The 12,211-nt window shown below is 75.4% G+C and carries 12 protein-coding genes; 6 read left to right on the top strand and 6 right to left on the bottom strand.

Going from position 1 to position 12,211, the window contains the following annotated elements; all coding sequences use genetic code 11:
* Positions 1–89 precede the first annotated feature (89 nt).
* The 3 genes from AB0N04_RS09090 (at position 90) to AB0N04_RS09080 (ending at position 4,095) form a co-directional block, all read left to right on the top strand.
* Entirely contained in the window at positions 90–1,421 is a 1,332-nt protein-coding gene (locus AB0N04_RS09090; RefSeq protein WP_360216101.1) for a hypothetical protein, read from the top strand.
* A complete protein-coding gene (locus AB0N04_RS09085) occupies positions 1,418–2,971 on the top strand; it encodes a hypothetical protein (protein ID WP_360216098.1) in 1,554 nt (517 codons plus the stop codon). The genes AB0N04_RS09090 and AB0N04_RS09085 overlap by 4 nt, the downstream gene beginning before the upstream one ends.
* A gap of 326 nt (positions 2,972–3,297) precedes the next feature.
* Complete coding sequence (locus tag AB0N04_RS09080) at positions 3,298–4,095, top strand: BTAD domain-containing putative transcriptional regulator (RefSeq protein ID WP_360216095.1); 798 nt, start codon at positions 3,298–3,300, stop codon at positions 4,093–4,095.
* Positions 4,096–4,148: 53 nt separating this feature from the next.
* Here AB0N04_RS09080 and AB0N04_RS09075 read toward each other — a convergent pair whose 3' ends face one another.
* Positions 4,149–5,189 carry an alpha/beta hydrolase gene (locus AB0N04_RS09075; RefSeq protein WP_360216092.1) on the bottom strand — a complete coding sequence of 347 codons (1,041 nt, stop codon included), beginning with the start codon at positions 5,187–5,189 and terminating at the stop codon, positions 4,149–4,151.
* A gap of 251 nt (positions 5,190–5,440) precedes the next feature.
* Here AB0N04_RS09075 and AB0N04_RS09070 point away from each other — a divergent pair, with 251 nt between their 5' ends.
* Positions 5,441–6,064, top strand: coding sequence for a TetR/AcrR family transcriptional regulator (locus AB0N04_RS09070; protein WP_360216089.1), 624 nt, complete (start codon positions 5,441–5,443; stop codon positions 6,062–6,064).
* A gap of 6 nt (positions 6,065–6,070) precedes the next feature.
* Here the strand turns inward: AB0N04_RS09070 and AB0N04_RS09065 are convergent, their stop codons facing one another.
* Positions 6,071–7,033, bottom strand: a complete 963-nt coding sequence (locus AB0N04_RS09065; protein WP_360216086.1) for a quinone oxidoreductase — start codon at positions 7,031–7,033, stop codon at positions 6,071–6,073.
* Positions 7,034–7,179: 146 nt separating this feature from the next.
* Positions 7,180–7,809 carry a TetR/AcrR family transcriptional regulator gene (locus tag AB0N04_RS09060; RefSeq protein ID WP_360216083.1) on the bottom strand — a complete coding sequence of 210 codons (630 nt, stop codon included), beginning with the start codon at positions 7,807–7,809 and terminating at the stop codon, positions 7,180–7,182.
* 108 nt (positions 7,810–7,917) lie between these two features.
* Here AB0N04_RS09060 and AB0N04_RS09055 point away from each other — a divergent pair, with 108 nt between their 5' ends.
* On the top strand, positions 7,918–8,628 hold the full coding sequence (locus AB0N04_RS09055; RefSeq protein ID WP_360216080.1) for an SDR family NAD(P)-dependent oxidoreductase: 711 nt from the start codon (positions 7,918–7,920) through the stop codon (positions 8,626–8,628).
* A gap of 144 nt (positions 8,629–8,772) precedes the next feature.
* Positions 8,773–10,044 (top strand): benzoate/H(+) symporter BenE family transporter, encoded by a 1,272-nt coding sequence (locus AB0N04_RS09050; RefSeq protein WP_360216077.1) that lies wholly within the window; start codon positions 8,773–8,775, stop codon positions 10,042–10,044.
* A 93-nt stretch (positions 10,045–10,137) separates the two neighbouring features.
* On the opposite strand, the gene AB0N04_RS09045 is transcribed toward AB0N04_RS09050, so the two are convergent.
* The 3 genes from AB0N04_RS09045 to AB0N04_RS09035 are packed head-to-tail and all read right to left on the bottom strand — an operon-like array spanning position 10,138 to position 12,160.
* Positions 10,138–10,506, bottom strand: a complete 369-nt coding sequence (locus tag AB0N04_RS09045) for a non-heme iron oxygenase ferredoxin subunit (RefSeq protein WP_360216074.1) — start codon at positions 10,504–10,506, stop codon at positions 10,138–10,140.
* A gap of 15 nt (positions 10,507–10,521) precedes the next feature.
* Entirely contained in the window at positions 10,522–11,106 is a 585-nt protein-coding gene (locus tag AB0N04_RS09040; protein WP_363363803.1) for a GTP cyclohydrolase II, read from the bottom strand.
* 55 nt (positions 11,107–11,161) lie between these two features.
* Positions 11,162–12,160, bottom strand: a complete 999-nt coding sequence (locus AB0N04_RS09035; protein WP_360216529.1) for an aminotransferase class IV — start codon at positions 12,158–12,160, stop codon at positions 11,162–11,164.
* Between the last annotated feature and the right edge of the window lie 51 nt (positions 12,161–12,211).

Raw genomic sequence — 12,211 nt, 5'->3', positions numbered from 1 at the left:
CGGGGCCCTGCGGCCCGTGCGGCCCGTGCGGCCCGGGCGGTTCGGCGGCGGGGCCGCCCGACGGCCCGGGCCGGGCGGACGAGCTGCCGGTGACGCCGTTCAGCGCCCTGCGGGTGGCCTTCGGCATGCTGCTCGGCGAGGACGACTTCCGGGTGCTGATGGGCAATCCGCGCGGCAAGCAGATGCTGCACTCGGCCTGGCTGCACGGGCCGGGCGTCGTCTGGGGGTACGGCGTGCGCCTCGACGCCGACGGCGACCGGCTGCGCACCGCGCCCGGCCTCGCCGTGGACGGCTGGGGCCGCGAACTCGCCCTGGAGGCCGAGGCCTGCGCGTCGCTGACCGCCTGGGCCACCCGCTGGGCCGAGGACCACCCGGCCCCCGGCGCTGCCCCGGGCCCGGCGGACGCGGCGCAGCCGCCCTGCCCCGGCGAGGGCCGGCCGGTCACGGCCTGGCTGGTGGCCGAGTTCGGGAGCTGCGCCGGCCGCCCCGTACCGGCCCTGGCCGACCCGTGCGACATCACCCGCCGCCACGACGACTACTCCCGGATCACCGAGACCGTCCGGGTGGTGATCCGGGGCGACGAACCGCCCCGGCGCCGCCCGTACCACCGGCTGCGGGTGCTGCTCGGCCTGGACGAGGTGGCCGGCCCGGAGGACACGGCCGGCCGGCAGGCGGCCGAGGCCGCCGACCGGGTGCGGGCCGCCCCGCCCGCGCAGCGGGCCGAACGGCTGCTGGCGGAGTTCCGGCGGCTGGCCGCCTGCGACGCGGGCCAGGAGGCGCCCGGGCGCGAGGAGGGCGACGCCTGCCCGCAGCTCTTCCCGGTGACGGAGGACCACGCGCCGGTCGTCCTGGCGAAGCTGGACTTCGACGTGCTGACCGGCCCCGGCGGCGTCCGGGTCGCGGACGTGGTGGTGGACCAGCTGGTCCGGTCCGTGCTGCTGCCCACCGGCGCGATCCAGGACCTGCTCTGCGGCCTGGCCCCCGGACTGCTCGGGGAGACCGTGCCCGAGGACGCCGACGGGCCCCGGCTGGATCCGGGCTCGCTGCGGTGGTCCCGCGGCAACACCTGCCTCAGCCTCTGCTTCGACCGGCCGGTGGACCGCCGCTCGCTGGAGCAGGCCGTCACGATCACCTCGCTCTCCGAACACGGCGCGGGCTGGGCGCGCAGCCCGGTGGCCGGGGTGCGGCTGACCGACGGCGGCACCCGGGCCGTCCTCGACCTCGAACACCCGCCGGCGCACCGGCTGGCGCGGGTGCTGATCCGGGGCACCGGACCGGAGCCGTGCTACGGGACGGACCCGTGGGTGCCGTTCGCCGGCCTGCGGGACGGGCCGGCGGCGGGGCGGCACGACGGCCGCGACGCCGTGGTCACCGGGTACCTGCAGAACCACACCGCCGACGCCGGGAGGTCCGAGTCATGACCATCGCCGAGAGCGGCGCGGCCGCGGGGCCGGGCGGCACCGACGGGCCCGGGGCTGCAACCGTGACCCCCACCGCACCGGCCGGCACGCCCGACGAGCGCTCCGCCGGCACCCCGGACACCGCGGGCGGCGACATCGACCGGCTGCGCGCCTTCGACGGGCTGTTCCTGCGGGCCGAGCACCTGAACCGGATCCAGGACTACGCCCGGGAGTTCGGCTCCGCGGTCGGCCGCTCGGGCGGCCCCGGGGTGGTCGAGGGCTTCCAGGTGGCCGTCGCCCAGGGCGAGTTGAAGGTCGGCGGGGGACTGGCGATCGACGCGGCCGGGCGCCCGCTGCGCTCCCGGCACGAGGTGTCGCTGCCGCTGAAGGACCTGCGGCCCGGCAACGACGCCTTCTGGTGGGTGGAGGTGACGCGCGCCGACTGGGACTACGGCGAGACGGCCGTCCAGGGGTTGCTCTGCGAGGACCCGTGCGCGGGCCCCACCACCAACCGGCAGTACACCGCCGAGGGGGTGCGGATCGGCCTGACGGCGGCCCGGATGACCGGGCTGGAGGAGCAGTTGAGCCCGAACCGCCGCAACTGGCTGGCCTCCCGGCTGTTCGAGGCGGAGCAGCGGGACGACTCGCCCTGGACGTCGGACCCGGCCGTCCTGCCGACCGCCTGGGAGCCGCCGGCCGACTACTCGCGCCCGCCCGTCCGGGTCGCGCTGGTGATCCCGGTCGGCCCGGACACCGCGCAGTGGGTGGTGGACGTCTGGGCGGCCCGCCGCGAGGTGGGCGCGCCACCGCCGGAGCGCTGGTGGCAGGGCCGGCTGGGCATGCGGCCGTGGAACGCGTACGCGGCGCAGATCCTCCAGTTCCAGGCGCAGTCGGCGCAGTGGCGCGACACCCGCACGGATGCCGCGGCCGAACGCGCGACCGACCAGATGCTCAAGGAGGTGGAGGCCGAGATCGGCCAGCTCGTCGACCGGGCCGGGCGCGCCCGGTCGGGGATCGCCCTGGAGATGCGCCGGTCCCTGGAGCGGGCCAGGTCACGCATCCGCGACCAGCTGGCGGACGACCGGGCCGCCGCGGGGCTGCCGCTGCCCCCGCTCACCGAACGCGGCTTCGGCGAGCTGCCGCCGGCCGGCTACCTGGCCGTCCGCAGCGACCCGGACCTGCTGCAGCGCGAGGTGCGACGGCTGCTCGGCGACCGGCTGGGCCTGTCCTTCTGCTACGCCACCCGGGCCGACATCGCCGAGGCCGTGCAGCAGGCGCAGCACCGCGACCGGATCCCGCTCGACTCCGGGGCGGAGGTGGACGTGCTGGTCCCGGTGGGCGGCGCGGTGCAGGACGTTGCCTGGACGGGAGGGTGGGTGGCGTTCGTGCGCAGCCGCCGGCGCTACTGCCCGTCGCAGGGGTCGGACCGGGAGGGTCCGGGGCCGACCGCAGCCGGGCAGCACGGGGAGCCGGTCGCCACCCCGGACGGCCCGCCGCCCGCCGGGAGGGATGAGGAGACCGGACCGGCTCCGGACGGCCCGCCGCCCGCCGGGCCGGGCGACGACCGGTGAGACCGGTGGACGAGGCGGAGCTCCCGTCCGCCGCCGTGTGCGTGCTGCGGGTGGAGCCGCAGGCGCCGGGCCGGCTGCTGATCACCGTCACGGCGAGTACCGACCTCCGCTCCTCCTCGGCCGAGTCCCGCTGCCGGACGACGGATGCGGAAACGGTTCTGGCCCTGGTGGCGGCCTTCCTGAGGGGCTGTCGCGTCGGAAGGGGACAGAGCTGACCAGGTGTACGGAGAGAAAGGACGGGTAGGCACGATCTGGTTGCGCACCGTGACGGTCCAGTGACGAGGTGCGCATAGCCTCTTGGCCGGGCTTTCACGGGGAGGACCGCCATGCACGCGCCGTTTCTGGAATCGCCGATCCTGATCCCTGCGCAGGGGAGCGCGCCGACGCTGCACCTGTTCGGCCATCCGCGGGTGGTGCACGCGGGCCGCCGGCTGGAGGTGCCGGAGGGCAGCAAGCGGCTGCTGGCCTTCGTCGCGCTCAACGGCGGGTGGGTGGAGCGCCGCCACGCCGCGGGCACCCTCTGGCCGGAGGGCGGCGACCTGCGCGCGGCCGGCAACCTGCGCTCGGCGCTGTGGCGGCTCAAGGCGGCCGGCATCGACGTGCTCGACTCCGACAAGTGCTCGCTCTCGGTGCGCGAGCACACCGTCGTCGACCTGTACGTCCTGTGCGACTGGGCCGGGCGTCTGATCGCCGGCACCGCGACCACCGCCGACCTGTGCACCTTCCGGTGGCGCGCCGACGCGCTGGACCTGCTGCCCGGCTGGTACGACGACTGGGTGCTGATCGAGCGCGAGCGGATCCGGCAGCGGCTGCTGCACGGACTGGAGGCGCTCAGCCGCCACCTGGTGCGGGCGGGCCGCTGCGCCGAGGCGGTCGAATCGGCGATGGTCGCGGTCGGCGTCGAACCGCTGCGGGAGAGCGCCCAACGGGTCCTGATCGAGGCCCACCTGGCGGAGGGGAACCTCGTCGAGGCGCTGCGCAGCTACGACGCCTACCGCGGGCTGACCAGCCGGGAGCTCGGCGTGGAGCCCGGCCGGGAGCTCGCCCGGCTGCTGCACGCGCACTGCGACCCGGGCCGCCGCCCGGCCCCGCGCACGCCCGACCGGCTCCCGGCCGGCGGCTGAGCGGGCCCGGCCCGCCGCCACCGGCCCGGACGGCCCGGACGGACCGGGCGGCCTCAGAGGCGGTCGGCGTCCACGACGGCCCGCACGAAGTCGGCCGGTGCCTCCTGCGGCAGGTTGTGGCCGACGTCGGGGAGCGTGCGGTGGAGGTAGGGGCCGGTGAAGAACTGGCGGTAGGAGGAGCCGTCGCCGGGCGCGGTGAACGGGTCGCGCCCGGGGTCGAGGGTGACGGTCGGAACACCGATCCGGGGCCGCGCGGCGAGTCGCTCCTCCAGACGGTCGTAGCGGCGCTCGCCCTCGGCGAGGCTCAGCCGCCAGCGGTAGTTGTGGACGACGATCGCCGGGTAGTCCGGGTTGTCGAAGGCGGCGGCGGTGCGCTCGAAGACGGCGTCGTCGAACTGCCAGGTCGGGGAGACGGTGTCCCAGACGAAGCGGCACAGCTCGTGCCGCTTGGTGCGGTCCGCCATGGCGCGGCGGCCGCGCTCGGTGGCGAAGTAGAACTGGTACCACCAGGTGTGCTCGGCGGCGGCCGTCAGCGGCTCCTGCTGCATCGCGCGGTCGGTGATGATGTACCCGCTGACCGCGACCAGCGCCTTGACCCGCTCGGGCCACAGCGCCGCGATGATGGCGGCGGTGCGCGAGCCCCAGTCGAACCCGGCCAGGAGGGCCCGTTCGATGCCCAGGGCGTCCATCAGGGCGAGGACGTCGACCGCGATCGCCGCCTGCTGGCCGTTGCGCGGCGTCCGGTCGGAGAGGAACCGGGTGCTCCCGTGCCCGCGCAGGTACGGGACGATGACCCGGTAGCCGCGCACGGCGAGCTGCGGCGCGACGTCGACGTAGCTGTGGATGTCGTACGGCCAACCGTGCAGGAGGAGGACCACCGGTCCGTCGGCCGGCCCGTCCTCGGCGTAGCCGACGTCCAGCACCCCGGCGCGGACCTGCCGCAGGGCGGCGAAGGACGTGGTGCCACCGGCTGGGCCGCCTCGGGCGTCAGCGGCCGCGCGGGTGTCCGCGGCGGCCGGTCGGCCGGCCAGCGACAGGGCGGTGGCGCCCGCCCCCAGTCCGACGGCCCGGTTGAAGGTGCGCCTGTCGATCATCTCTGTTCCTCCGTCGTACGGTCGGGCCGCCCGGTGCGCGGCGCCGAGCTGGGTTCGCCGCGGCCTGCCGGGGCGACGCTGTCGGCACCACCGACTGTCGACCACGGCGCCGGGCGGCCGCATCCGTCAGTTGACGCTGTCCGATGACCCAATTCCCGCCGCCGCGCCGCGCGCTGGGGCCGCGAACCAGGTCAACCCGGCGCCCCGGTTAGAATGGACCGGCCAGTCCAGTCCTCCGGGGGAGCGCAACGATGCCGGGTCCGCAGACCGCCAGACTGACCGCCAAGGGGGAGGCCACCCGCCGTCGCATCGTCGAGGGCGCCGCCGAGGTCCTGCGCGAGCAGGGGGTGGCCGTCACCACCCTGGACGACGTCCGGAGCCGGACCGGGACGAGCAAGAGCCAGCTCTTCCACTACTTCCCCGACGGCAAGGAGGCGCTGCTGCTCGCCGTCGCCCGCTACGAGGCGGACCGGGTGATCGACGACCAGATGCCCCACCTGGCCCGCCTGGACTCCTGGGAGGCCTGGCACCGGTGGCGGGACGCCGTGGTGGAACGCTACGAGGCGCAGGGCGACCACTGCCCGATGAGCGCCCTGTTCCTGCACATCGGCCGTCAGCACCCGGGCACCCGGGCCGTCGTCGTCGAGCTGCTGAGGCGGTGGCAGGAGGACCTGGGCGCCGGCATCAGGGCGCTGCAGGCGAACGGGCTGCTGCCGCCCTCCCTGGACGTCGACCAGGCGGCCGCCGCGATGCTCGCCGCCGTCCAGGGCGGGGTGTCGATCATGCTGTCGACCGGCAGCTCCCTGCACCTCCGGGCGGCGCTGGACTGGGGGATCCTGCAGCTGCGCGCCGCCGGCGGGGCCGCTGTGGCGTAAGCCCCGTCACGGCAGGAGGAGCAGCTTGCCCGTCGTGCGGCGCGACTCCAGGTCGGCGTGCGCCCGGGCCGCGTCGGCCAGCGGGTAGCGGCCGCCGATGCGCGGGGTGAGCAGCCCGTCGGCCACCAGGCGGAACACCTCGTCGGTGCGGCGGAGCAGGGCCTGGCGGTCGGGGATGTGGTCGAGGACGTTCGGGTACGTCAGCAGGATGCTGTTCGGGAGGTCCATCGGGGTGAGCGACGGGATGCCCATGAAGGGCCCGTAGTAGGCGTGCACCCCGTGCGGGCGCAACGACAGCTGGGAGGACCGGAAGGTCGGGGCGCCGCCGCCGTCGTAGACCACGTCGGCGCCCGTGCCGCCGGTGAGTTCGCGCACCGCCGCCTCGAAGCCCCCGCCGCTGGAGACCAGCACGTGGTCCGCGCCGGCCTCCCGTGCGGCGGCGGCCTTCTCCTCCCGCGAGACCAGCCCGATCACCGAGCCCCCTCGCGCCTTGATCATCTGGGTGAGCAGCTGGCCGACGCCGCCGGCCGCCGCGTGGACGACGGCGACGTCGCCCGGCGCGACCGGGTGGGATTCGGTGGTGAAGTGGTTGGCCGTCAGGCCCTGCAGCAGTACGGCTGCCGCCGTCTCGTCGGCGATCCCGTCCGGGATCCGGACCAGCGACTCGGCGGGCACGGCGAGCAGTTCGGCGTAGCTGCCCCGGTGGTAGGGCCAGGCGACCCGGTCGCCGACCGTCAGACCGTGCACGCCTTCGCCGAGCGCGGCGACCCGGCCGGCTCCCTCCGCGCCCAGCGCGGTGGGCAGCGGCCAGCTCGACAGGGGCGTGGTCCGGACGCCGACGTCCATGAAGTTCACCCCGGCCGCCGTCAGCCGGACCAGGACCTCGCCCGGGCCCGGGACGGGGTCGGGCAGCTCGGTCCACCGCATGACCTCGGGGCCGCCGTGGGTGGTGATCAGTACCGCGTGCATGGGGAGCCTGCTCTCTCGTCATCGGTCGCCCGGTCCGCACCGGGCCTCGACGGAGAAGGTAGGAGCCGAAAAATGGACCCTCAAGTCCAGAATCCGGGCCCTGCGCTCGGACCTGCGCTCCGTCAGGGGTGCGGCAGCGCGAGCACTCAGCCGGACCGCGGTCTGAGCAGGCCGTCGACGAGGACGTCCACCAGGCCGCGGGGGATGGACGCGCCGGTGAGGGCGCGGTAGGTGATCGGGCCGAGCAGGGCGTCGAGGATCGCGTCGGGGGCCAGGGCGGGGGCGATCTCGCCGGCCTCGACGGCGCGGGTGAGCAGCTCGCGCTCCTGACGGCGGCGCGGGCCGAGGTGGCGCTCGTGCAGGAGTGCGGCGGTGGCCGGGTCGTGCTGCGCCTCGGCGAGGAGTGCGAGCAGGACCTTCCCGGCCGGGTCGCGGGTGAGGAACCGCGCGTAGCCGCGCAGGTAGCGCCGGACGGCCTCCGCGGTGGGCTTGCCGGCCGGGACGGGCAGCTGCTTCCCGATGTCCTCGACGAGGGTGTCGAGCAGGATCTCGACCTTGGACGGCCACCAGCGGTAGATCGTCTGCTTGGAGACGCCGGCGCGCCGGGCGATCGCCTCGACGGTGAGGGCGCCGAAGCCGTGCTCGACGAGCAGGTCGTCGGCGGCGTGCAGGACGGCGAGGCGGGCGGCCTCGTCGCGGCGGCTGCCGGAGTGCGCCCGGGGGGCCGGGGGCTGGGAGCTGCGCGGCCCCGGGGGCCGGGAGGGGGTGGCGGGCATGCGGAACACGGTACCGGCTTCGGGAATCATGACCTAGTGTGGACGCGACGTCTCGTCTGGACGTGGCGTTGCGACAAATCCGAAGTCCCTTGCACTGAAGGAGAAGACGTGTCACTCACCACCTCGTCACCCACCCCCCGCCGACGGGCCCTGGTCATCGGTGCCTCGCGCGGCCTGGGGCTCGTCCTGGCGGAGGAGCTCGCCCGCCGCGGCTGGGAGGTGGTCGCCACGGCGCGCCGGAACGCGGACGCACTCCTCGCTCTGGCCGAGGCCTCTGACGGGCGGCTGACGGTCGAGTCGCTGGAGATGACCAGCCCGGAGGAGCTGGCCGCCCTGCGCGAGCGGCTGAGCGGCCGCGCACTCGACCTGCTCTTCGTCAACGCCGCGATCGACCGCGGCGACCTGCCGATCACCGAGGTCGGCACCGAGATGTTCACCGAGGTGATGATCACCAACGCGCTGAGCCCGCTGCGCGCCGTGGAGGCCCTGCGCGACCTCGTCCCGCCCGGCGGGACGGTCGCCGTGATGTCCTCCGACCAGGGCAGCGTCTCGCGCAACACCGAGGAGGGCTACGAGCTCTACAAGGCCAGCAAGGCCGCGCTCAACCAGCTGATGCGCAGCCACGCCACCCGCTGCGCCGACGACGGACGGACCAAGCTGCTCATCGACCCGGGCCACAACCGGACCGAACTCGGCGGGCCCGACGCGCTGCTCGCCCCCGAGGAGAGCATCCCGGCCGTGGTCGACGTGCTGGAGGCCCAAGCGGGCGCGCCGGGCCTGCAGTTCCTCGACCTGCACGGGGAGACCGTCCCCTGGTAGCCGTGGGGGTCCTGGTAGCCGTGGGGGCCGGGCTGGTCCGTTCGGGTCGATTCCGCTGCCCGTTCGGGCCGCGCCGGAGGGGAGTTGACGGCCGGGGGATCGAAACGGCACCCGGGGGCGGCGCGGCTCGGTAGTGTGCCAGGGGTGGAACGAGGGCAGCCCGTCGTCACCGGCATCGCGATCGCGTTCATCGGATACACCAGCACCTTCGCGGCGGTCCTCACGGGCCTGCGCGCCGTGGGGGCGAGTCCGGCCCAGGCGGCCTCGGGGCTGGTGGCGCTCTGCGCCGCGCTCGGGGTGGCCAGCCTCTGGCTGAGCAGACGCTGCCGCATGCCGATCACCGCCGCCTGGTCCACGCCGGGTGCCGCCGTGCTGGCGAGCGCCGGGCACGTGGCCGGCGGGTGGCCGGCGGCGGTGGGCGGGTTCCTGGTCGCGGGCGCCCTGGTGGCCGTCACCGGCCTCTGGCCGCGGCTCGGCGCCAAGGTGGCGGCGATCCCGGCGTCGATCGCCCAGGCGATGCTCGCCGGCGTCCTGCTCGAACTCTGCCTCGTCCCGGTCAAGGCGCTCGGCTCGCACCCCTGGGAGGTCGCCCCGATCCTGCTGACCTGGCTGGTCGCGGTGGTGACCGCGCCGCGGTGGGCCGTCCCGGCGGCCTTCGGCGCCACGGTGCTGGTCGTCGGGGTCCTGGCCGTCCGCGGCCAGGGTCTGCACGGGCCCTGGCTCCCGCAGCTGGCCCTGACCGGGCCCCGGCTGAGCTGGGCCGCGGTGGCCAGCATCGCCCTGCCGCTCTACGTGGTGACGATGGCCGCGCAGAACGTGCCGGGCATCGCGATCATGAGCTCCTTCGGGTACCGCGTCCCGTGGCGCCCGGCGATGGTGGTCACCGGTCTGGGCAGCATGCTGGCCGCGCCGTTCGGCGGGCACGCCGTCAACCTCGCGGCGATCAGCGCCGCGCTGCCCGCCTCGCCGGAGGCGCACCCGGACCCGGCCCGCCGGTGGCTCTCCTCCCAGGCCTTCGGCATCACCTACCTGGGCATCGCCGCGGGGACCACGGCGCTCATCAGCTTCCTCGCCGTCGCCCCGGCGGAGGTGGTCGGCACGGTGGCCGGGCTCGCCCTGCTGGGGACGCTCGGCCACGCGCTGTCGGCCGCGCTCGGCGGGGGAGGGGAGTCGGCCACGGGCGTCCCGGTGGCGGAGCGGACGGCGGCGACGGTCACCTTCGTGGTCGCCGCCTCGGGCACCACGCTGGCGGGCGTCAGCTCGGCCTTCTGGGCGCTGCTCGCAGGCCTGGTGGTGCGGGTGGCCTTCTCGGCGCAGACCCGGCGCTCCGACCCGGGCCCGGCCGCCGCCACGGCCCCGGAGGCCGGGCCGGGCCGGGCGGCGCGCGAGCCGGTCGCCGAGGAGGAGTCGGCCTGAGCACGGCCGAGGAGAAGTCGGCCTGAGCGCCGCCGGGGATGGCCCGGCCCGAGCGCGGCGCGGCCCGGTCACCGACCCGGGCCGCGCCGGCCGTCAGGACCGGGCGCGGACACCCGGCGGAAGGTTCGGCGCCTCCTGCGACAGCGTCACCCAGACCTCGCCGTCGACGACCTCGGCGGCGTGGACCCGGACGGGGGCCTTCGCGGGCGGAGCGTCCACCGCCCCGGTGCGCAGGTCGAACCGGGACATGTGCAGCGGGCACTCCACGACGCAGTCGTCGACCCACCCGTCCGACAGCGCCGCGGTCTGGTGGGTGCAGGAGTCGTCGACGACGTGCACCGCGCCGTCCCGGCCGAGGAAGACCGCGATCGGCGGCGACACCGAGGCGACCCGGTAGCCCTTGTCCTCGGACAGGTCCGACACCGCGCAGACCCTGATCGGATCGATCGGCCCGTTGGTCATGCTCGTCCTCCCCGCTCAGAGTTCGATCGTGTGGTTCTGGTACCGGACCTTGTCCCGGAGCGTCTTCTCCACCAGGGGGTTGTCCGGGACGACGGTCAGCGCCTCCGTGCCGGCGACGGTGATGCCGCAGGCCCGCAGCCCGCCGGCCTTCTCCGGGTTGTTGGACATCAGCGTCACCGAGCCGACGCCGAAGAACTTCAGGATCTCGGCCGCCCCGTCGAAGGACCGGGCGTCCCGCGGGAAGCCGAGCCGCGCGTACGCCTCGGTCTGGGCGACCCCCTCGGCCTTGAGCGAGGCGGTGAGCAGTTCGGCCATCCGGCCGTTGCCCTTGCCGTCCTGGTCCAGCCACACGATGATCCCGGCGCCGGCGCGCCGGACCTTCTCCTGCGCCATCGCCATCTGCTCCCGGCAGTCGCACTCGACGCCGTTGAAGACGTGGGCGGACGTGCAGTGCGAGTGCACCCGGCAGAGCACGCCCTGCCCACCCGCGATGTCGCCCATGACGATGGCGATCGACTCGTTGCGGCCGTCGTAGAAGAGGTACTCGGTGAAGTCGCCGTACCGGGTGTGTATCGGGCCCTGGGCCAGGAGGACTACCACGTCGATCCAATCCGTTGGGAGAGGGAGGATTCTCTGATCCACCGACCGGCTCGGCTCAGGCCGGGCCGCGCAGGTCGGCGCGGTGCGAACGCGCCAGGATCGGCGCGTGGGGCCCGGCCGCGGCGGTGAACCCCGCCGTCACCAGGGAGTACTGCTCGGCCACCCGCCGCCAGGCCTCGGGCGCCGGCCCGTCGAGCCGGTGGTCCGTGGAGTCCAGCCGCAGGCGGGTCACCGGCCGCAGGCCGAGCGCCGTGGAGGTGGTGAAGACGTGCAGCTGCTCGCCGCGGGCCAGGGCGGCGGACAACTCCGAGACGTGGACGTGGCGTTCGACCACCTGCTCGCCCATGCCGGCCAGCAGGTCGAGCACCGTCCGGCGGGTGACTCCGGGCAGGATCGAGCCCAGGGGCGGGGTGACCAGCCGGCCGTTCAGCTGGAGGAACACGTTCGTCGTGGTGCACTCCTGGAGGTGGCCGTCGCCGTCCAGCCAGAGCACCGTGTCACAGCCCGCGGCCACCGCCCGGCGCATCGCCAGTGCCGAACTCGTGTAGTTCCCGGCGGTCTTGACGCTCGCGAAGGCCGGGAGCGTGCGTGGCGCGCCGCCCTCGACGAGGACGGCCAGGCCCTCGGCGGCCGGGTCGAAGCGCTTCACCAGGACGGCGAACACCGACGTCCGGCTCCGCAGGGGCATGAGGTCGCCGCCTGCGGCGAACACCACCGGTCTCAGGTAGAGCCGGGGCTCCCCGCCGTCCCAGTTGGCGCGCACCGCCCGCTCGACGGCCGCGATGAACACCTCGTAGGACGGACAGGGCAGTGCGAGCGCCGCGCAGGAGGCCCGCAGCCGCTCGTGGTGGTCGCGCGAGCGGAAGACCAGGAACTCCGGGGCGGCGACGAACGCGCGCATCCCCTCGAACACCGAGAAGCCGAACTGGATGCCGTCCGCGCTGAACTCGGCCAGCCCGCCCACGTCGTTGGCGGTCAGCACCGGCGGCCCGTACCCGGCGCCGCCGCCCAGGGCGTCCCCGCCACCCTGCTCCTCGCACCGCGACACCGCCACCGAGGGCAGCCAGCCCTCCCCGGCGCCCCGCGCGGGGCGGAGTTCCGCGTC

Source organism: Kitasatospora sp. NPDC051702, assembly GCF_040681575.1.
GTDB lineage: Bacteria > Actinomycetota > Actinomycetes > Streptomycetales > Streptomycetaceae > Kitasatospora.
Note: the sequence above shows the minus strand (reverse complement) of the source record. Positions and strands in the feature narration are given on the sequence as shown.

Bases quoted from the DNA above. Each gene is read 5' to 3' on its own strand.
- AB0N04_RS09085 (WP_360216098.1), top strand. From the start codon at position 1,418: ATGACCATCGCCGAGAGCGGCGCGGCCGCGGGGCCGGGCGGCACCGAC.
- AB0N04_RS09080 (WP_360216095.1), top strand. From the start codon at position 3,298: ATGCACGCGCCGTTTCTGGAATCGCCGATCCTGATCCCTGCGCAGGGG.
- AB0N04_RS09075 (WP_360216092.1), bottom strand. From the start codon at position 5,189: ATGATCGACAGGCGCACCTTCAACCGGGCCGTCGGACTGGGGGCGGGC.
- AB0N04_RS09070 (WP_360216089.1), top strand. From the start codon at position 5,441: ATGCCGGGTCCGCAGACCGCCAGACTGACCGCCAAGGGGGAGGCCACC.
- AB0N04_RS09065 (WP_360216086.1), bottom strand. From the start codon at position 7,033: ATGCACGCGGTACTGATCACCACCCACGGCGGCCCCGAGGTCATGCGG.
- AB0N04_RS09060 (WP_360216083.1), bottom strand. From the start codon at position 7,809: ATGCCCGCCACCCCCTCCCGGCCCCCGGGGCCGCGCAGCTCCCAGCCC.
- AB0N04_RS09045 (WP_360216074.1), bottom strand. From the start codon at position 10,506: ATGACCAACGGGCCGATCGATCCGATCAGGGTCTGCGCGGTGTCGGAC.